Raw genomic sequence first — 20857 nt, 5'->3', positions numbered from 1 at the left:
CTTATCCGGGCTACCGTTCTGATGAAGCCCCGGCAGTGGGTTGCGCAGAACCGTAGCCCTGCTAAGCGCAGCGCGAGCAGGGAAATCCCCGGATAGCGGCTTGCGCCTTATCCGGGCTACCGTTCTGATGAAGCCCCGGCAGTGGGTTGCGCAGAACCGTAACCCTGCTAAGCGCAGCGCGAGCAGGGAAATCCCCGGATAGCGGCTTACGCCTTATCCGGGCTACCGTTTCCATACTCTGTTTACTATAAAAAAGCCGGCGCTCAGCGCCGGCTTTTCATTGACCGCTTACGCAATCAGGCATTGGTCGCCGGTTTTTGCTCGACGGATTTACTGTTCTCCAGCATACGGCGCACCGGCACAATCAGCACACACAACACCGCAGCGCAGATCAGCAGCGCCGTCGAGCAGCGGGCGAACAGATCCGGCAGCATATCCAGCTGGTCGGCCTTCACGTGGCCGCCAATCAGCCCCGCCGCCAGGTTACCCAGCGCGCTGGCGCAGAACCACAGCCCCATCATCTGGCCGCGCATTCTTTCCGGCGCCAGTAGGGTCATAGTTGCCAGGCCTATCGGGCTCAGACACAGTTCGCCCAGCGTCAGCATCAGAATGCTGCCCACCAGCCACAGCGGCGATACGCCGGCGCCGCCGTTGCTCAGCACGTTCTGCGCCGCCAGCATCATCAGGCCGAAGCCCGCCGCCGCGCACAGAATCCCGATAACAAACTTGGTGATGCTGCTCGGGCGCACGTTTTTGCGCGCCATTGCCGGCCATGCCCAGCTAAATACCGGCGCCAACAGGATGATAAACAGGGCGTTAATCGACTGGAACCACACCGCCGGGATTTCGAAATCGCCAATCATGCGGTTGGTGTAGTCGTTCGCAAACAGGTTAAAGGAGGTCGGTTTCTGTTCGAAGGCTGACCAGAAGAAGGCGGCGGAAACCAGCAGAATAAAGCAGACCAGCAGACGCGCGCGCTCTTTACGGTTAAGTCCCGCAAAAACGAACAGGTAGATGAAATAGAGCACCACCGACGCGGCAATCACGTACACCAGCATGCTGGCGACCGCCACCGGGTTAATGACTATCACCCCTTGAGCAATCAGCGTAATCACCACCGCCACGCCGACCGCCAGCGCCAGCAGCCAGGCGCCAACGCCGTTTTTCTTCGCCACAGGACTATTCCAGGTAGAGTCGAGACCCACTTCGCTGTCGTAGCGTTTCATTGCCGGGACCGCGAAAAGGCGGAAAATCACCAGCGCCACCAGCATACCGATACCACCGATGCCGAAGCCCCAGTGCCAGCCGTGGGATTTAATCAGCCAGCCGGAAATCAGCGGCGCGATAAACGACCCCATATTGATACCCATATAGAACAGCGAGAAACCGCCATCGCGACGGCTATCGCCTTTCTTATACAGCGTACCGACCATCACCGAGATGCAGGTTTTAAACAGGCCGGAACCGAGCACGATAAACATCAGCCCGATAAAGAACAGGTTGTTGCCCATAAACGCTGACAGCGCAATCGACAGATGGCCCAGCGCGATCAGAATCGAGCCATACCACACCGCTTTCTGCTGGCCGAGCCAGTTGTCCGCCAACCAGCCGCCCGGCAGCGCCGCCAGATACATGGCGCCGGCGAAGATGCCGACGATGGCCGACGCGTTCTCACGGGCTAAGCCCATACCGCCGTCATAGACGGTGGCCGCCATGAACAGGATCAGTAACGGACGAATGCCATAAAACGAGAATCGCTCCCACATTTCGGTGAAGAACAGCGATCCCAGAGGGTAAGGGTGACCAAAGAAGGTCCGGCTTTCATTTTTGTTAACAGAGGAATGCATAACTTCTCCCAATAAGGCGATCTTAGCGCTTTGTCATGCCGAAAAGCGTATTGACCATTTTTTCTACCTGCCTATCATTCACACAGGCGTTAATTTTATTTAACCATTTGATAACCAGACGGTGGTTTTGTCTAGCCCCTGAGCGATATCTTTTAGATGAAAACTCGACCAGGCTCTCTTTTCCCAGATTTTATGTTGGCAACAAAGGGATAATGATTGACAGCATTTTTTCGTACTACAGGAACCTCTTAATCCTTAATAAACATAATGTTAAGAGGATAGAAGTCAGAAAGGCCCGAGTATACGACATAATTCCGTCATATGGCTGAAATAACGCAATGATTAACCGGTCATTATTCTTTTTAACCACATTGCAACACAATATATTTACACAAAGACAACAAACCAGTGAATAATGTTGGATAAGATCAAAATACCAGCCATTGATATCATAATGAGAGGCTATTAGTGATCGGCGTCACAGATTAAGTCTAAGCCGGATATAGAATATGCCATACCTTCAGTCAATCATTTGAAAGGTGTATATCATGGAAAACAATAACAGGATGATGCCACACATAAGGCGGACAACGCATATTATGATGTTTGCTCACCGTAACAGCTTCGATTTTCATTTCTTTAATGCCCGGTAGTCTTCCGACTACGGGCGCTTCAGCATACAGGTCTTCCTGCATCTTTTGTTGTTAATACAGGCACTCGCCTGTAGCTAACCGCGCTCGCCCTAATAAATCCTGCTATTTACCAGCCACCGGACTGGTAGGGTTTATTGCATCTCAAAAGGTACTCTACTGATATTTATTATATCAGCGGCAGACTATTACCTTTTGTCCGGCGTAATCAATTTCTCATTCGAGAAATTGAGGGCCTGCTATTATCTGAAAATAAAGAGATAACAATGACTGATTTAAAAATTGCCGTTAGCCGTACATGTCCAAACTGTTTTTCTACCCAGCGTAATATTGTCAATACTAGCGAAACCAACTTTATTGATGTGGCCGCGGTAGTATTAACCCTGGAAGATATCGAATGCGGTAAACTCGATGAGTTAAAGGCCACCGGCTATAACATCCCGGTATTTATCGCTATTAATAAAGAAGAGGTTGTCCCGGCCGAGTATATGGCTTCGGTGCAGGGGGTATTTGAACACGACGAAACCCGCAACGACTTCTACGGCCGCCAGCTGGAAGCCGCTGCGCATAAATATGAAACCGAGCTGCGTCCGCCATTTTTTAGCGCGCTGGTCGATTACGTCAAACAGGGCAACAGCGCCTTTGACTGCCCGGGGCATCAGGGGGGTGAATTCTTCCGCCGTCATCCGGCCGGTAATCAGTTCGTCGAGTATTTCGGCGAGACGCTGTTCCGCTCCGACCTGTGCAACGCCGACGTCGCCATGGGTGACCTGCTGATCCACGAAGGGGCGCCATGTATTGCCCAACAGCATGCGGCAAAAGTCTTTAACGCCGATAAAACCTACTTCGTGCTCAACGGTACCTCCTCTTCTAACAAAGTGGTGCTCAACGCGCTGCTGACCCCGGGCGACCTGGTACTGTTCGACCGTAACAACCATAAATCCAATCACCACGGCGCGCTGCTGCAGGCCGGGGCGACACCGGTCTATCTGGAAACCGCACGTAACCCGTATGGTTTTATCGGCGGTATCGACGCCCACTGTTTCGAGGAGCGCTATCTGCGCGAGCTGGTCGGAGAAGTGGCGCCGAATCGGAAACAGGATGCCCGCCCGTTCCGCCTGGCGGTGATCCAGTTAGGTACCTACGACGGCACCATTTATAACGCTCGTCAGGTGGTCGATAAAATTGGTCATCTGTGCGATTACATCCTGTTTGACTCCGCGTGGGTCGGCTATGAACAGTTCATTCCGATGATGGCTGATTGTTCGCCGCTGCTGCTGGAGCTGAACGAAAACGATCCGGGCATTCTGGTAACCCAGTCGGTGCACAAACAGCAGGCCGGTTTCTCCCAGACCTCGCAAATCCATAAAAAAGACAGCCATATCAAAGGGCAACAGCGCTATGTTCCGCATAAACGTCTGAATAACGCCTTTATGATGCACGCCTCCACCAGCCCGTTCTATCCGCTGTTTGCCGCGCTGGATATCAACGCCAAAATGCATGAAGGCGAGAGCGGCCGCAACATGTGGATGGACTGCGTAATGAACGGCATCAAGGCGCGTAAGCTGATCCTTGAAAGCTGTAAGCACATCCGTCCGTTTGTGCCAAAAATGGTCGATGGTAAACCATGGCAGTCATATGAAACCGCGCAAATCGCCGTTGACCTGCGCTTCTTCGAGTTTGGCCCAGGAGAACGCTGGCACGCCTTTGACGGTTATGCCGAGCATCAGTACTTCGTCGATCCGTGCAAACTTCTGCTGACCACCCCGGGGATCAATACCGCCAGCGGCGAATATGACGCCTTCGGCGTACCGGCCACCATTCTCGCCAACTTCCTGCGTGAAAACGGCGTGGTACCGGAAAAATGCGATCTTAACTCCATTCTGTTCCTGCTGACCCCGGCGGAAGATATGGCCAAACTGCAGCAGCTGGTCGCCCTGCTGGCGCGCTTCGATAAGCTGCTCGACGCCGATGCGCCGCTGCAGGAGGTTCTGCCGTCTATCTACAGCCAGCACAAAGAGCGTTATGCCGGTTATACCCTGCGTCAGCTGTGTCAGGAAATGCATGATCTGTATGCCCGTCACAACGTCAAACAGCTGCAAAAAGAGATGTTCCGTAAAGATCACTTCCCGCGGGTGGTGATGAACCCGCAAGAGGCTAACTACGCCTATCTGCGCGGCCAGGTCGATCTGGTGCCGCTGCCGCAAGCCGAAGGCCGCGTGGCCGCTGAAGGCGCCCTGCCTTACCCGCCGGGAGTGCTGTGTGTAGTTCCGGGCGAAGTCTGGGGCGGCGCGGTGCTGCAGTACTTCACCGCACTGGAAGAAGGGATCAACCTGCTGCCGGGCTTCGCGCCGGAACTGCAGGGGGTTTATATCCAGGAGCACGATGGCCGTAAACAGGTCTGGTGCTATGTCATCGCGGAAAGCGAGAAACAAAGCGCGCTGCTGAAAGGGGAAACTGTATGAGCAAATCCAGTAACAAGATGGGAGTGGTACAGCTCACCATCTTAACCATGGTCAACATGATGGGCTCCGGCATCATCATGCTGCCCACCAAGCTGGCGGAGGTGGGGACTATCTCCATCATCTCCTGGCTGGTGACGGCGGTAGGATCGATGGCGCTGGCGTGGGCCTTCGCCAAATGCGGGATGTTTAGCCGTAAATCAGGCGGGATGGGCGGTTACGCCGAGTACGCGTTCGGCAAGTCTGGCAACTTTATGGCCAACTATACCTACGGCGTCTCGCTGCTGATCGCCAACGTCGCTATCGCTATCTCCGCGGTGGGTTATGGCACCGAGCTGTTCGGCGCCACCCTGTCACCGGTGCAGATTGGCCTGGCGACTATCGGGGTGCTGTGGATCTGTACCGTAGCCAACTTCGGCGGCGCGCGCATTACCGGCCAGATCAGTAGCATCACCGTATGGGGGGTCATCATTCCGGTTGTCGGCCTGTGCGTCATCGGCTGGTTCTGGTTTAGCCCGACGATGTACGTCGAGTCCTGGAACCCGCACCACGTACCGTTCTTCGGCGCCGTTGGTTCGTCAATCGCCATGACGCTGTGGGCCTTCCTCGGTCTGGAATCCGCTTGCGCCAACACCGATGTGGTCGAAAACCCGGAACGTAACGTGCCGATCGCCGTACTCGGCGGTACCCTCGGCGCGGCGGTTATCTATATCGTTTCGACCAACGTCATCGCCGGGATCGTGCCGAACATGGACCTGGCTAACTCCACGGCGCCGTTTGGCCTGGCGTTTGCCCAAATGTTCACGCCTGGCGTAGGTAAAGTGATTATGGGGCTGATGGTGATGTCCTGCTGCGGTTCACTGCTCGGCTGGCAGTTCACCATCGCGCAGGTCTTTAAATCATCGTCTGACGAAGGTTACTTCCCGAAAATCTTCTCCCGCGTCTCGGCTTCCGGCGCGCCGATTCAGGGGATGCTGACCATCGTTATCCTGCAAACCGGCTTGTCGCTGATGACCATTAGCCCGTCGTTGAGCAACCAGTTCAACGTGCTGGTTAACCTGGCGGTGGTGACTAACATCATCCCGTACATTCTGTCGATGGCGGCGCTGGCGATTATCCAGAAAATGGCCAATGTGGAACCGGGCAAAGCGCGATCCACCAACGTGATTGCCTTTATCGGCGCGGTATACAGCTTCTATGCGCTGTACTCCTCCGGCGAAGAGGCGATGCTCTACGGCGCGATCGTGACCTTTATGGGCTGGACGCTGTACGGCCTGGTATCACCGCGTTTTGAGATGAAAAACAAACACAGCTAATGCTGAAGCCGGCGGCGCGTCTGTCGCCGCCGGCGCTATCCGTGGCCGCTATTTGATATAGGAATCCAGCACCTTCAGCACCACGTCCAAATCCTCTTCACGTTTCACTTCATCGCCTTCATGAACGATATGTTCCGTCAGATGGCCCTTGATCACTTCACGCATTAGCCCGTTTACCGCTCCGCGAATAGCGGCAATTTGCTGCAGCACGGCGGCGCATTCGTGCGGCTCATCCAGCATCTTTTTCAGCGCGCTCACCTGCCCCTCAATCTTGCTGGCTCTGGCCTGCAGCTTCTTTTTATCCCGAATCGTATGCGACACGTTAACCTCACTGGCGAACTCAATGCCTCAATTATAGGTTTGTAATCTACTGGGGGGTAGTATCTTATACTGGGGGGGAGTAGAATCCCGTTCACCAACGACAACCAACTCTCTTCTTATGAACGAATTCTTACCTTTACTTCAGCAGGGCAATGCCTGGTTTTTCATTCCCAGCGCCATTCTGTTAGGCGCGCTACATGGCCTGGAACCGGGCCATTCAAAGACCATGATGGCGGCGTTCATCATCGCCATTAAAGGCACGGTACGTCAGGCGGTGATGCTGGGCCTCGCCGCGACGATTTCACATACCGCCATCGTCTGGCTGATCGCCTTTGGCGGCATGTATTTTAGCCAGAAATTTACCGCCGAAGCGGCTGAACCCTGGCTGCAGCTGGTTTCCGCGTTCATCATTCTCGGTACCGCAATATGGATGTTCTGGCGCACCTGGCGCGGTGAACGTAACTGGCTGCAGGCCATGCAGGATCGGGATGCGCATCATCATGATGATGAAACCCAGATCGTCGACACTGGCCACGGTAAAATCGCCCTTTCCATCTTCGAAGAAGGAGAACCGCCGCGCTGGCGCATACGCACGCTAAGTGGCAACCGATGGGCCGCTGGCGATGTCTCACTGGCGACACGGCGCAGCGGGAGCAGCTTCGCGCAGATGTTCTCTTTTGTTGATAAAGGCGATTATTTAGAATCCGCGCAGACCATCCCGGAACCGCATGACTTTAACGTACGCCTGACGCTCGGCCACCAGCGCCATACCCACGATTATGATCTGGCGTTTCATGAACATCATCATCATGAACTGGATGGTCTTGAGGAAGGAAGTCAGGCCTATCAGGACGCCCACGAGCGGGCCCATGCAAACGATATTCAACGTCGTTTCGACGGCCGGGAGGTCACCAACTGGCAGATCTTACTGTTCGGCCTGACCGGTGGATTGATCCCCTGCCCGGCGGCGATCACCGTACTGCTTATCTGCATCCAGCTCAAAGCCCTGACCTTAGGTGCGACGCTGGTCCTCTCATTCAGCATCGGCCTCGCGCTGACGCTGGTCACCGTCGGCGTTGGCGCGGCGGTAAGCGTTCGCCAGGTGGCCAAACGCTGGAGTGGTTTTAACACGCTCGCCCGACGGGCCCCCTACTTTTCCAGCGTGCTAATCGGGGCGGTGGGGATCTATATGGCGATCCACGGCTATCTCGGCGTGAGAGGTTAATTTGAGATGAATTCAGCGCCGCGTGAGGATGCGCGGCCTGACATTTCTGGGGAAGGTTAGCAGCCCTTCAACATGCTACAGTTGGCGCTGGATGTATTTACTTCAGGAATGACTTGATGTCCGAGTTCCAGCGCCCACAGCTGACGTTGCCCAACGGAGCCGATAAACTGCTGCTCCACTCCTGCTGCGCCCCCTGCTCCGGGGAAGTAATGGAGGCGATTCAGGCTTCCGGTATCGACTACACCATTTTCTTCTATAACCCCAACATTCATCCGCAGAAAGAGTATGAAATCCGCAAGGAAGAGAATATTCGTTTTGCGCACAAACACGGTGTACCGTTTATCGATGCCGATTATGACACCGATAACTGGTTCGCGCGGGCCAGGGGGATGGAATGGGAACCCGAGCGCGGCGTGCGCTGCACGATGTGCTTTGATATGCGCTTCGAACGCACCGCGCTCTATGCCTACGAGCACGGCTTTAGCGTTATCAGCAGTTCGCTGGGAATTTCACGCTGGAAGAACATGCAGCAAATCAACGACTGCGGCGAGCGCGCCGCCGGGCATTATCCAGGCATGGTCTACTGGGATTATAACTGGCGTAAACAGGGCGGATCCTCGCGGATGATCGATATCAGTAAGCGCGAGCGCTTTTACCAGCAGGAGTATTGCGGCTGCGTCTACTCGCTACGCGATAGCAATCTGCACCGTAAATCCCAGGGCCGACCGCTAATTAAGATCGGCAAGCTCTATTATGGCGATGAAGGTGAATAGCTGAAGAAAAGGGAATGATGTGGATAAATAACGGGCCAGCAAAGGTCCGTTGTTTAATAACTTCACATAAATTTCATACTCTATTTCCTGGCACAATCTTACGGATGAGATAGTTCAACCCCAAGGTCACAATCATCATCAACGTCAGCAAAACCCACAAGAAAGAGGGGTCGGCATCCCCATCGGCAAAACCCAAACCGGTGCTGTTCAAGAAATCGTTGCTAGTCCGGGATAAATAATCTAACAGCCCACCCAACGGGAAGAGAACGATGAAAAAAGAAGTTAATAAACAGAAAAATCTTATGCGCATTTCATTTCCTGGCGATCAATTAAGGTTAGTAATATAATCACTTTCCGCACCGAGTTAATCTAATAGCTGTACATAATGACAGCGCGATCTTAAAGTCAATATCCAAACTACGATATCGTCACGCATTGAATACTCAAATAGTAACTAACGCAGAAGTATGAACAATCATTGACACCCAAAATCTTAACCAGACGAGTGTTGCAATTTTATTTGCTGGCGGGAGACCCGATTTAGTAAGTAAAATGCGATTGTTTTAGTGAACATAACCGTATTGAGGCATTTGATGCCGATCGCGATAAAAAACACTCCTAAAATAGCACCGAGGAGATCGCCCGCATCATTACCTCCCCCCATAATGAAAGTAATAACAGTGAATAATAAAAATGCTATTGCAATGATTCCTGTCCCAGTAATGACACATAAAAGAGATTTCAGACCTATCAATCGGCCTCGTGCAGTAAGAAACGCCGGAATACAAATCAATATGCTATATACCCCCCCCGTGGGGAAAACTGCAGCCAGTATAGCATAATCAGGCCATCCATTAAGTCTGAAAATAATTTCCCACACGGTAATTTGCGGCATAATAAAGCAAAAAACAGCAAATAGTATTCCGCCCACCATTGGAATACTGAGCGTATGTCCCCCGACTCTTGCTCCTACATATTCGGTCAATCGTTGCTTAACCATCTCAAGTTGTCGGGGACTCATTGACGCAAGATTTTTTTCCACATCAATATTTAACACAAGGCTGTTTTTTATATGCTCAATCATTATGCCAACCAGATTTTATGTTAATGAAAAGGATTGTATTATCCCTATCACATATTGTCCTGTTTTTTTTAGATTGTGTGGATTTCTAACAGTTCCGGAAATGCCGCTCCCGGCAAATGCTGATGAATTAACAATCACTTGCATCAACTCCCTTTGTAGAGTTCGTTGTAATACTTCAGATGGAAATCGTTTAGGATAATGCCCCATTTCTATAGCAGCTTTTATACCAGAGTTAGATATTCCCGGATTTTCATTACGAATGATTTCATAAGTAAGCCGCTTACGCTCAACCCTACTTAGGCCTCTTAGCCATGATAAAGCTTCTGCTGAAGATATTTTTTTCATCGTTTTCCACACTTCGATAGATTTCGCTAACCCAGCCCCGGCACCTGCAAGAGAAATGATATCAAGGATGGTAGTCGTAGTAAGATACCAATCCTGCGAATCAAGCCATGCTAAACGCTCTTCCCTACCTCTGCTTATTGTCCATAACCTTCCCGCACCGATAAAACATTGCCCAACGGTAGCTACGCCGCTGGCAGCAATAACTCCGGCTACCAGCACCGATGCTCCTGCCGTAAGGGGAAGTATCGCCGTTCCAGTAAGCACAAGGGCTAATGTGATTGCAGCCGCTCCGCATGAAAGTGCCGTTGATGTAATTTCGGTGGCCAGTGATGGTGCCTGAAGTGTCTTAACAATAGCTTTTGTGGAACTTTCTTGTGAGATATCGCAAACCTTTGTGACAATAACATGACTTGCTATGCTTTGGACCGAATTGGCAATCCGCCGGGAAGGTCTTACCAACCATTGGCTCACACCATTAGAATAAATAATACCAACTCGATTGAAATTCCGCGAACAGTCCAATTGTTTTGCTAGATCATGAAAATTAAAATCAACTGGACCTGGCCCTCCCCATGTTGCTGGTCTATCAAAAGGAGAGATATTGTGGAGGCCATCATGGCCAAAATAATATTCAACCATTGCATAAATCCTTTTTTAGCTTTAACTTACCCCCAAGAAAATGGTGGCATAAAATCCAACAAAACCAATACCACACCTACTAAATTTAGCCCACCAATAAACATGCCTATTACCAACCTCTTCAATATGTTATTAATTGAAGTATTAAAAAGCCCCCACTCTTTAAAGTAAATATCTATACTATTACAGAGCACTATCTTGAGAAGTTAAATGGTAACCAACTCCTGAGTTGTGAACAATCTTAGCGCACCTAAATGTTTTCCTAAAAACTCCCAAAAACCAAAGCATATTACATAAAGACGTAACAAAACTCAGAGGAGGCTTGCTTATTTTTCCTCTCAGTAAATTAGTGCCATGCGTCCATTAAACCAATATCTCTGGAATTATTACTCGAATCACTAACACTTTTAAGCAATACGCCATAATCCGTCCTATTTCCGCTAAGGATTATGGCGTTTGCGCTGATTAAAGAACCATATTCACCGGCGGTACCGCGCTTTTATCGATCTGTTTACTTAAGGCCTCCAGCGCGGACTGATACGGGCATAACGTGCCCACGCTGGTCTGCTGGCAATCAGGCTGACGCCACTCCTGTTGCAACATCGGGTGCTGTTGATCCGGCATCTGCAGGCGTCGCAGGTCGTCCAGGCTTTGCGCCTGGAAATAGACGCGCAGATAACGTTCGCCATTTTTGCTGTTGCGCCAGCGCTCTATCACCAGACTGCTGCCCGGCGGAATATTGCCCCGGCTGTAACCGGGCAGTTGCCAGCTAAAATTCATCAGCGTGCGCACCATCGCGATATTGGTGTCATGAGCCACCAGCAGCAGCCAGCGTACGTGCGGCGTGGCGTCCGCTTTCACTCCGTCCAGCATCGCGTTGAGCAGCACCGAGCCGCGCTTTTGCGCGGTGTACAGCACGTCATTACTGAGATCGTAGTTTGCCGTTAACAGCGGCAGAATGGCTGTGATCTGGCTGGCATGAGTAATCTTCCCCCATGCCAACTGGCTTAAGGGCAGGTTTTCACTCCAGCCCAGACGCAGCGTTTCAACCATATTGGCCATCACGCTGAGCCCGCTTATGGTGGTTTTACCGCTTTGGTTTTGCTCCACCTGCCAGGGCTTATCAAAAATGGGGCACGGTTTATCCTGTTGGCAAACCGCGGCTTTTAATAACTGGATCGTCGGCGCCAGCGCCTGCCGACGCTTAGCCAGATCGCCGGCTTTCGCCTTCACTGCCGCCAACTGGCGGACGGGATCGGTTTGCGTAGCCGTAAACTTGTCGGTCTGGAACAGCGGGTCAGCATCGCCGCTGACATAATGAATCGCCACGCCGCAGCCGGGGAATGCCCCATCTACCAACGCCTGTGCGGTTGCCCGGGTACGCTGTAGCGGGCTGGCGCGAACATAAATATCCTCCGCGCTGGGACACTGCCCCTGCAGCAGGCCAAGCTGGCGATAATGCTGCCCTTCCGCGCGCCCTTTATTGGCGACCGCCGCATAGCCATGTCCGGTCAGTTCCCCATCGTGGGTGGTCCATTCGGTCCATGGACGCTGGGTCGCGGCTTCAATGGCTTCACGATTGCCGGGCGTTGGCGGACGAATGCCGTGGCGGCTTAACTCCACCACTTTTTCCAGTTGCCAGTTCGCCGCGACGGCGGATTGCATCGCCAGCAGCGGCAGCGCACAGGCAATAAACAGGCGTAAAAGGCCCTGATGTCTTGCAGGCATCATAAAATCTTCCTTATCGATTAATCAGTTATGAGGAGAATGAAGTCTGCCGTTCGACGGCATGGCGTCGGGCGACGATGGCGGCGGTGGTAAAACAGAGTAACGCGGAACCCAATCCGGTGCCTATCCAGAACAACGCCAGCGTGCTGAAATCATAAAGCGTTTTCCCGTTTTCGAGGATCGCGGTTTTATCGATAATGATCCCGGTCAGAAATTCGCCCAACCCCGCCCCGGCATAGCTGGCAATACCAATGGTTCCCAGCGCTGCCCCCGCCGCTTTGCGTGAAGAGATATCGACGGCGATCAATCCTCCGAGGAAACAGGTTAACGCGCCGATGGTCGCGCCGAAGACGATCATCGCCAGGATGTCGGTGTAGTAATTATGCGGCGACCAGAGCATTAAGGCGAAACCCGCGGTGTTCAGCAGGCTGATAAACCCGGCCATGACGCTGCGATTGCGCGGGAAAAAGCGGTCAGAGAGCATGCCGGCGATGATGGTCCCGGCGATACCGGCGATCGCGTTAACGCCGATGATGCCTGAAGCCTCAAGGGTGGAATAGGCTTTATCCTGCTCCAGAAAGAAGATCCCCCACGAGTTCACCGCATAACGGTCGATATACATAAATGCCGATGCCAGCGCCAGCGTCCACAGCGCCGGGTTACGCAATGCCAGCAGTTGGTTTTTGAACACCGATCCCCGCGCTTCAGTCTCTTCCTGCGGTTCATCACGAATCACGTTAATGGAGGGAAAGCCGCTGCTCTGTGGCGAATCGCGCATAAACAGCAGCAACAGCACCACGCCAGTGGCGCCGAGCGCAGCCGTGGAGAGGTAACCCATTTGCCAGCCAAAACCCGCGATCACTGCGGCGATCACCATGTAGGTCATGGCCTCGCCGATGTTATGCGCCGTCGACCAGATGGCGTAAAACGTTCCCCGCTCTTTAAAGCCGTACCAGCGCGCCAGCGAAACCGCACAAGGACCGACGCCCATCGACTGCGCCCAGCCGTTAATCCCCCAAAAGATAGCCAGCAGCATGGCATTGGTGGTCATGCCCATCAGCAGGTTCATCCCGGCGCTGAGCAATAGCCCAAGGCTCATGTAACGCACCACGTTGGCATGATCGGCGATAAAACCGTTAACCAGTTTGCCGATGGCGTAGCTAAAGAATAACGTCGAGCCAATCATTCCCAACTCCGTTGGGGTAATGCCTAATTCCACCAGCGCGCTTTTCGCCACGGTGAACGATAAGCGGCAGACGTAGAACGTCACGTAGGCCAGGGTCATAGCAATAAACGTTTGCCAACGTACCCGGCGAAAACGTTTTTCATCAAACGCGGCGCCCGCTTGCGGCGGCGACGCCCGGAAAAAATGAATAATTCCAGACATAATAGTTTCTCCGACGGTCGGAGGCTTGACTGATTGATGTGCTTCGTCCGTGAGGGTCGTTATCGTTACTGTGTAGGGTACATAATCAGAAACAGCCCGAACCTGTAAGGGTTAATGTAATGGTTGAAGAATCATATTTTTGAGTTGGGGATACAGCGTTTGGCTGGCCAGCAGGAGGGGATTACCATGGCGAATCCCCTCCTGCGCCAGAAAGTCGTTGGCGACGCCCCCCGCTTCGCGCATCAACACCAGACCGGGTAAGGCATCCCACGGGTTCATGTGCGGTTCATAGTAGCCAATCAGGCGCCCGGCGGCCGCCCATGCGCTCATCAACGCGCCGGAGCCATTGCGGATGAACATGCCGCCATCGCTGAGCAGCGCGTCAAGAAAAGGCAGGAATTGCGCCGGCGTCACCCGATGTGACGTTCCGACGCCCATCACCCCTTCTTTGACCGTTGCTGCGGGATGTGGGCGAATTGGCGTCTCATTGAGCCAGGCGCCATGGCCCCGTAGCGCGTGGAACAGTTCACGATGATTGGGATCGTAGACGACGCCAACCACCGGCTCGCCGTCAACGACGATCGCCAGCGACAAGCACCAGGTATGCAGCCCATTCAAAAAACAGCTGGTGCCATCAATGGGATCAACCACCCATAGCACCCTGGCGTCCGGCATCTGCGTACCGCTCTCTTCGCCGAGAAAACCATCCTCCGCAAACGCGTCAGTAATGCGCTGCTTAACAAAGGCCTCTACGCGTTTATCGGCCACGCTCACCACGTCCTGTAGGTCATTGCCCTTATGCTCTACCGCCAGCGCCTCGCGCTGCTGATAGTATTCGAAAGCCAGCTCGGCACCCGCTTTCGCCAGCTCGCAGGCCAGGCGATAGCGGGTCTGTAGCGCAGAGGAATGCAGTGATGTCATCATTTACTCCTTTTGCACACGTGTGCAATTTTATTTAAAAAAGCCCCGAAGAGCGCAGTGAGTGTGGATGTATTTTAGCGATAATTCTGTGATCGATTCATCATAAAATGAATTTTTCATTTAGCGCTATTACGAATTATTAATTTCACAGCGACTTCGCGGTGACGTGAAGGTTGATTGAATTTGGCGATCCGGCTAACCAGCATCTCCACCGCGTGATAAGCCAACAGGGTGGTGTCCTGCTGGATAGTGGTAAGTTGATAAGGCTGCCACTCCGCCTGGGGAATATCGTCGAAGCCAATAATTGCCGGCAGGACGGCCGCTGGATTATCCGCTCGTAGCCCATCCATCGCCCCAATCGCCAGCATATCGGTGGCGCAAAACAGCGCCTGCAATCCTGGCCTTTCCGCGGCGAGCCGGCGAGCGGCCGCAAAACCGGACTGATAACCGCCCGTTTCGCAGAAATGCGCCGTGACAGCCAGCCCGCTGGCATGGTGAATAAACCCCTCGTAGCGCTGCCGGGTGCTGAAATTGTCACGATTTTCGCCAATAAAACCGACGTCCCGGCACTGGCCTGCGTGTAACAGCTCAGCGGCCAGTTTCCCGCCGAGCGCGTTATCGCTGCTGACGCGGTCGCAACCGGGAAGTTCAGCATGACGGTTGATAAGCGTAACGGGAATTTTTCGCGCAAGATACTCCTCAGCCAGCTCCAGCGGCGGCGCGCCGGAGGTGATAATGACGCCAGCGACGTGATAGCTGAGAAGATGTTTTAGCGAAGGAGCTAACTGCTGCGGATCATCGGCGTTCATCAACAATGGCATAAATCCATGCAGCGCCAGCTGGTGGATCAGCGGCGCCAGCAGCTTACTGCGAAAAGGGTTATCGAACCCTGAAGTGATGATGCCGATAAAGTTGCTGCTGCCGGTGTTCATCGTACGGGCGATGATATTAACCTGGTAGCCCAGGGTTTCCGCGGCGGCCTGCACTTTGGCGCGGGTTTTCGGCGACACCGAGGCCCCAGGCGTGAAAGCGCGGGAGACGGCTGAACGGGAAACGCCGGCGAGTTTCGCCACGTCTTCTGCTTTAATCCATTTTTTATCATTCATCGCTTTGATTTTTCAGTGAAATCCATCAGGCATAGAGGTTTCGCTCAACACATTACCCTCGTCACGCTGAAGGCAATGTATCCCGAGATCACTCGTGCTTCCACTATACCCTGAATCGGGTTGGTAATGCCGGCCAACCAGCGCAGATAATGACATTTTTTATTATCACGTTAACTGAACAGAAGTATAAACTTTTCGTGATATTGTTTCTTTCGTTCGCGCACCAATTATAATTATTATCATGATACTTAATGAAGAAATTAAAAAGCGGTTAAAGAAAAAACGTAACCAACTAAATCACAATGATTTTATTATAAACAATAATTTCCAGAAGCAATATCTTTGCAGCACAAAAAGATATAAAGGCAGCATTCAGATATCAACACCCCCTATATTCTCACGATATTAAACGTGTTGCGTGCGATATATCACGCGTGACGTGAAATAAAACTTAACGATGGAAACGTCTATGTCAAAACTGGATTTCCGATCCCCAAATACCTGGCGCGCGCTGGCGTCGATCGCGGTCATCGTCGGGGCAACGGCAGCGGCATTCGCCTGGACCTCTGGTTGGCTGGGCTCGCGAACCACCAGCCAGTCATTAGTCCCCGATCCAGACAAGCCGTTTCCTGCCGGGTTTCGCCGGGCGCACGGCAAAGGGATCTGTTTTAGCGGGACGTTCGAACCAGCCGCTCCAGACGTTTCTTATTCCACCGCGCGGCTCTTTTCACAGTCGGAAACCCCCGTTGTCGGGCGATTCTCCATTGGCGCAGGTAATCCACACGCGGCTGATAACTCAACGAAAACCCTGAGCATGGCGCTGCTACTGAAAACGGACGATAAACAGCAATGGCGCATGGCAATGAACAACGAGCCCTACTTCGCCACCCGAAACCCGGAGGGCTTTCTTGCCATGAAGAAGGCCACCGCCGTCGACCCGGCCACCGGTAAGCCCGATCCGCAGCGTCTCGCGGCATTTTTACAGGACTACCCGGAAGCCAGTAAATATTTGCAGTGGGCGGCGCAAAAGCCAGCGCTAGGCGGCTTTGCCGGGGCGACATTTTATAGTATTAACGCATTCTATCTCGTGAACGCCGACCGCCAGCGCCAGCCCGTACGCTGGTTGATGCGGCCGCACGATCCATTTGTCTCTATCGCTGATGAACAGCGACAGAAAGCCGACCATAACTTCCTGTTCGAACAATTACAGCAGCGACTTTCTCAGCATCCTATTTACTGGGATTTGGTATTGCAACTCGCCCAAGCTGGCGACGCGGTGGATGACCCTTCGCAGCCATGGCCAAACGATCGCCAGCAGGTCGTCGCCGGTACGCTCAAAGTCACCCAACTCGTCGCCCAAGCCGAAGGCGCCTGCCGTGACGTTAACTTTGATCCTTCCATCGTGCCCGCTGGAGTAGAGGTCTCTAACGATCCCGTCTTAAATGCGCGCTCTGGCGCCTATTCGCATTCCTGGAGCCGTCGCGAACGGGAAATTGGCTATGGCAAAGCAACCGAAGCCGTGCAAAAAACGGAGGTTAAATGAACTCTAATCACCACAAGCAGGCGCGCGCGCCGCAGCATTTCAACCCTCTGGCGAGATATCTGCATTGGCTGATGGCAATCATGATCCTGACCATGCTGTTCATCGGCGCAGCTATGATGACTTCATTACACCATCGCATTTGGTTGGTGGATGTACATCGACCACTGGGGATCGCTATTTTGCTGCTGGCGCTCATCCGCCTGGCCAACCGGTTTTATAGCCGGCAGCCACCTCTTCCTGCGGAGCTCTCACGCTGGCAGGTGCGGGCGGCAAAAGCGTCGCACTGGGCGCTATACGCGCTGATGCTGGCAATGCCATTGCTTGGCTGGGCGCAACTGTCGGCAGCGGGCGTTCCGATTGTTATGTTTGAAGGACTTAACCTTCCGGCCATTACCCCGACTAGCCCGCTGCTTTTTGCCTGGTTTCACGATGCCCATCGCCTGCTAGCTAAACTGCTCTTTGCGGTGGTGTTGCTACATCTCTCTGCGGCATTAGTGCACGCATGGATATTCCGCGACGGCGTGTTTGCCAGCATGGCGAAAAGTACCAGCCGGTCAAGTAAACCACCTGTAGAGCGGTGAAACTTAATAATTAGGTACGTTGAAGCAAAAATAAGGGGATTTTGCCCCTTATTTTTTGCATCCGAAAAATCAGCAGCCACTCACTGTAGCGCTCGCCTATAAAAATTAGCCCTCCCGTTATTTATTACACAATCACCACTAACCTTGATGATTAAATAAAAAAGGGGACGGAGTGAATTACCTAATCACTGTTCAAAAAATATACCGAAATTAATATATATTCGCGCATATCATTTTCAAAAAATGATGTAGATCATATTCCCACCCCTGCCCTGTGAAAAAATGCGTTTAATAACCAAGTAAGCATTTACTTAATACAGAGGGGATATATATGGGAAGCGTCAGCGCGGGTACTGCGCAAAAAATGGGGTTAACGGCACTAACCCTTGTGACCGCATCAAATATGATGGGTTCCGGTGTTTTTATGTTGCCGACCAATCTCGCCGGAGTGGGATATATTTCACTATGGGGATGGTTGTTTACTATTATTGGCGTAATTGCGTTGGCGTTGGTTTTCGCTAAAACCAGCCTCATTACCCCTCGCGCGGGAGGGATCGTGGCCTATGCCAGCGATGCGTTTGGCCCTTTCATCGGTTTTCAGACGACGATTTGCTACTGGATCAGCGCCTGGATTGGCAACGTCGCGCTCCTCGTCGCCGGGGTCGGCTATCTGAGTTACTTCTTCCCGGCGCTGCATAATCCGGTTTACGGTTGTATCACCGCTATCGCTATTCTGTGGGCATTTATTGCCTTAGGCAGCCTGGGGGCTAAAACGGCCGGGCGCGCACAGTCCTTCACCGCCAGTTGCATGCTGGTCGTCGTACTGGGTGTGGGCATTGTCGGCTGGTTCTGGTTTGACCCGAAAATGTTCTCTGAAGTCTACAACGGGACGGGCAACAGCGACAGCTCAGCGATCGTCTCCGCGGCCTCCATTGCGCTGTGGGGTTTCTTAGGGGTGGAATCCGCCGTGGTTTCCAGCGGACAGGTGGAAAATCCTGAACGCACGGTACCTCGCGCTACCGTATATGGTCTGCTGATTGCCTCCGTATGTTACGTCGGTAGCTGTACCGTTATCATGGGCCTGGTTCCCCACGCCGAACTGGTCAAATCTGCCGCCCCATTCGCCGATGCGGCACGCTATATGTTTGGTGATATGGCCGGCAACATCGCCTCCGCGCTGAGTATTATCGCTTGTTTTGGCTCCATTTCCGGCTGGTTGATTCTACAGTCAGAAGGGCCGCGGGCCGGGGCGAAACAGGGGTTATTTCCGCAGATTTTCGCCGAGACCAATAAAAATGATGTCCCGATGAAAGGTCTGATTATTTCTGGCGTGCTGATGAGTCTGGTGCTGTTACTGACGGCTTCCCCCGATCTCGCCAAACAGTTCCAGGTGGTGATTCTGATGTCGGTATTTGCCTCCCTGCTGCCTTATATGTATGCCATTATCGCGCTACCTATCATCATGGTTTCTAAAAAGCTCAACCGTGGACGTGGTTTTATGTTTTATTGCGTCCTGACTGTCATCGGTATGATTTACAGTATATTCGCCCTGCTCGGTTCAGGTACCGATTCCATTTTCTGGGGCACAATTATGATGATGGTAACCATTCCTCTGTTTTCTTTTGTCGCGGCCGGACGTAATAAAAAAGGCCAGGATATTCTTTACCTTCAAAAATAATATTTTATTCACCAACATAAATATGGAGATTCATATGTCTTTATCTATTGCCGATCAAAATAAACTCGATGCATTTTGGTCATACTGTGTAAAAAATCGCTACTTTAATATTGGCTACCCTGAATCTGCTGATTTTGATTACACCATGCTGGAGCGTTTTCTGCGTTTCTCAATTAATAACTGTGGTGACTGGGGGGAGTACTGTAACTATTTACTCAACTCTTTCGACTTTGAAAAAGAAGTCATGGAGTATTTCTCCGGCATATTTAAAATCCCCTTTGCGGAAAGCTGGGGCTATGTCACCAACGGCGGCACAGAAAGTAATATGTTTGGTTGCTATCTGGGAAGAGAACTGTTCCCGGAAGGCACGCTCTACTATTCAAAAGATACTCACTATTCCGTCGCCAAAATCGTCAAACTGCTGCGTATCAAATCGCAACTGGTGGAATCTCAGCCAGACGGAGAAATGGATTATGACGATTTGATCAATAAAATCAGGACCTCAGGCGAACGCCATCCCATCATTTTCGCCAATATTGGCACAACGGTACGCGGGGCTGTTGATAATATCGCTGAGATACAGAAACGTATCGCTGCGCTGGGGATCCCACGTGAAGATTATTATCTACACGCGGATGCCGCGCTAAGCGGCATGATCTTGCCTTTCGTGGAGGATCCACAACCGTTTACCTTCGCGGATGGTATCGATTCGATTGGCGTTTCCGGACACAAAATGATCGGCTCTCCGATTCCATGCGGCATTGTGGTAGCCAAGAAAGCCAACGTCGACCGTATCAGCGTAGAGATCGACTACATCTCCGCCCACGATAAAACGATTTCAGGGTCACGCAACGGTCATACCCCTTTGATGATGTGGGCCGCCGTTCGCAGCCATACCGATGCCGAATGGCATCGCCGCATTGGTCACAGCCTCAACATGGCGAAATACGCCGTGGATCGCTTTAAAGCAGCAGGTATTGACGCGCTGTGCCACAAAAACTCCATCACGGTGGTCTTTCCGAAGCCTTCTGAATGGGTATGGAAGAAACACTGCCTGGCAACGTCCGGCAACGTAGCCCATCTGATCACCACCGCTCACCACCTGGACAGTTCCCGGATTGATGCGCTGATCGATGACGTGATTGCCGACCTGGCGCAACGGGCGGCATAAGAGTGGGCAGCGGCAAACTGCCACTGCCCGCTGGACAATCTGGTGGGTTGCAGCGCCAACCGGAACCCACCAGACCTGCA

17 protein-coding genes are annotated in these 20857 nt (G+C 52.6%); 9 read left to right on the top strand and 8 right to left on the bottom strand.

Features of this window, described 5'->3' with window-relative positions; all coding sequences use genetic code 11:
- Positions 1–296: 296 nt before the first annotated feature.
- Entirely contained in the window at positions 297–1847 is a 1551-nt protein-coding gene (locus tag ABLU86_RS15190; RefSeq protein WP_015369856.1) for a peptide MFS transporter, read from the bottom strand.
- 548 nt (positions 1848–2395) lie between these two features.
- On the opposite strand from ABLU86_RS15190, the gene speFL reads away from it, so the two are divergent.
- From speFL to potE, 3 genes are all read left to right on the top strand, one after another.
- Positions 2396–2500 carry a leader peptide SpeFL gene (gene speFL / locus ABLU86_RS15185; protein WP_006819052.1) on the top strand — a complete coding sequence of 35 codons (105 nt, stop codon included), beginning with the start codon at positions 2396–2398 and terminating at the stop codon, positions 2498–2500.
- Between the two features lie 263 nt (positions 2501–2763).
- Positions 2764–4962, top strand: a complete 2199-nt coding sequence (speF, locus tag ABLU86_RS15180) for an ornithine decarboxylase SpeF (protein WP_015369855.1) — start codon at positions 2764–2766, stop codon at positions 4960–4962.
- Positions 4959–6275 (top strand): putrescine-ornithine antiporter, encoded by a 1317-nt coding sequence (gene potE, locus ABLU86_RS15175; RefSeq protein WP_015369854.1) that lies wholly within the window; start codon positions 4959–4961, stop codon positions 6273–6275. The genes speF and potE overlap by 4 nt, the downstream gene beginning before the upstream one ends.
- 48 nt (positions 6276–6323) lie before the next feature.
- Here potE and rcnR read toward each other — a convergent pair whose 3' ends face one another.
- Entirely contained in the window at positions 6324–6596 is a 273-nt protein-coding gene (gene rcnR / locus ABLU86_RS15170) for a Ni(II)/Co(II)-binding transcriptional repressor RcnR (protein ID WP_015369853.1), read from the bottom strand.
- A 118-nt stretch (positions 6597–6714) separates the two neighbouring features.
- Here rcnR and ABLU86_RS15165 point away from each other — a divergent pair, with 118 nt between their 5' ends.
- Positions 6715–7821 (top strand): nickel/cobalt efflux protein RcnA, encoded by a 1107-nt coding sequence (locus tag ABLU86_RS15165; RefSeq protein ID WP_047045663.1) that lies wholly within the window; start codon positions 6715–6717, stop codon positions 7819–7821.
- Positions 7822–7937: 116 nt separating this feature from the next.
- The gene (locus ABLU86_RS15160; protein ID WP_020078001.1) at positions 7938–8594 is read left to right on the top strand and encodes an epoxyqueuosine reductase QueH; all 657 of its coding nucleotides are present in this window, start codon (positions 7938–7940) and stop codon (positions 8592–8594) included.
- Between the two features lie 493 nt (positions 8595–9087).
- Here the strand turns inward: ABLU86_RS15160 and ABLU86_RS15155 are convergent, their stop codons facing one another.
- The 6 genes from ABLU86_RS15155 to ABLU86_RS15130 form a co-directional block, all read right to left on the bottom strand.
- Positions 9088–9678, bottom strand: a complete 591-nt coding sequence (locus tag ABLU86_RS15155; RefSeq protein WP_072382477.1) for a hypothetical protein — start codon at positions 9676–9678, stop codon at positions 9088–9090.
- 15 nt (positions 9679–9693) lie between these two features.
- A complete protein-coding gene (locus tag ABLU86_RS15150) occupies positions 9694–10662 on the bottom strand; it encodes a hypothetical protein (protein WP_072060206.1) in 969 nt (322 codons plus the stop codon).
- A gap of 465 nt (positions 10663–11127) precedes the next feature.
- The gene (locus tag ABLU86_RS15145) at positions 11128–12393 is read right to left on the bottom strand and encodes a histidine-type phosphatase (RefSeq protein ID WP_063444660.1); all 1266 of its coding nucleotides are present in this window, start codon (positions 12391–12393) and stop codon (positions 11128–11130) included.
- A gap of 25 nt (positions 12394–12418) precedes the next feature.
- The gene (locus ABLU86_RS15140) at positions 12419–13777 is read right to left on the bottom strand and encodes an MFS transporter (protein WP_110916694.1); all 1359 of its coding nucleotides are present in this window, start codon (positions 13775–13777) and stop codon (positions 12419–12421) included.
- Between the two features lie 111 nt (positions 13778–13888).
- Entirely contained in the window at positions 13889–14698 is an 810-nt protein-coding gene (locus ABLU86_RS15135) for an inositol monophosphatase (RefSeq protein ID WP_110916693.1), read from the bottom strand.
- 116 nt (positions 14699–14814) lie between these two features.
- Positions 14815–15771 carry a LacI family DNA-binding transcriptional regulator gene (locus tag ABLU86_RS15130; RefSeq protein ID WP_161798778.1) on the bottom strand — a complete coding sequence of 319 codons (957 nt, stop codon included), beginning with the start codon at positions 15769–15771 and terminating at the stop codon, positions 14815–14817.
- Positions 15772–16273: 502 nt separating this feature from the next.
- Between ABLU86_RS15130 and ABLU86_RS15125 the strand changes: the two genes are divergently transcribed.
- From ABLU86_RS15125 to ABLU86_RS15110, 4 genes are all read left to right on the top strand, one after another.
- Positions 16274–17347 (top strand): catalase family peroxidase, encoded by a 1074-nt coding sequence (locus ABLU86_RS15125; RefSeq protein WP_348796183.1) that lies wholly within the window; start codon positions 16274–16276, stop codon positions 17345–17347.
- Positions 17344–17928 carry a cytochrome b/b6 domain-containing protein gene (locus ABLU86_RS15120; protein WP_032709087.1) on the top strand — a complete coding sequence of 195 codons (585 nt, stop codon included), beginning with the start codon at positions 17344–17346 and terminating at the stop codon, positions 17926–17928. The genes ABLU86_RS15125 and ABLU86_RS15120 overlap by 4 nt, the downstream gene beginning before the upstream one ends.
- 331 nt (positions 17929–18259) lie before the next feature.
- Positions 18260–19606 carry a histidine-histamine antiporter gene (gene hdcC / locus ABLU86_RS15115; protein WP_015703377.1) on the top strand — a complete coding sequence of 449 codons (1347 nt, stop codon included), beginning with the start codon at positions 18260–18262 and terminating at the stop codon, positions 19604–19606.
- A gap of 34 nt (positions 19607–19640) precedes the next feature.
- A complete protein-coding gene (locus ABLU86_RS15110; RefSeq protein ID WP_015369839.1) occupies positions 19641–20777 on the top strand; it encodes a histidine decarboxylase in 1137 nt (378 codons plus the stop codon).
- Positions 20778–20857: the final 80 nt, after the last annotated feature.

This window comes from Klebsiella sp. JN_Kp121, assembly GCF_040062145.1.
GTDB classification, from domain to species: domain Bacteria; phylum Pseudomonadota; class Gammaproteobacteria; order Enterobacterales; family Enterobacteriaceae; genus Klebsiella; species Klebsiella aerogenes.
The sequence above is the reverse complement of the archived record's forward strand: the minus strand, read 5'-3'. Positions and strand labels throughout refer to the sequence as shown.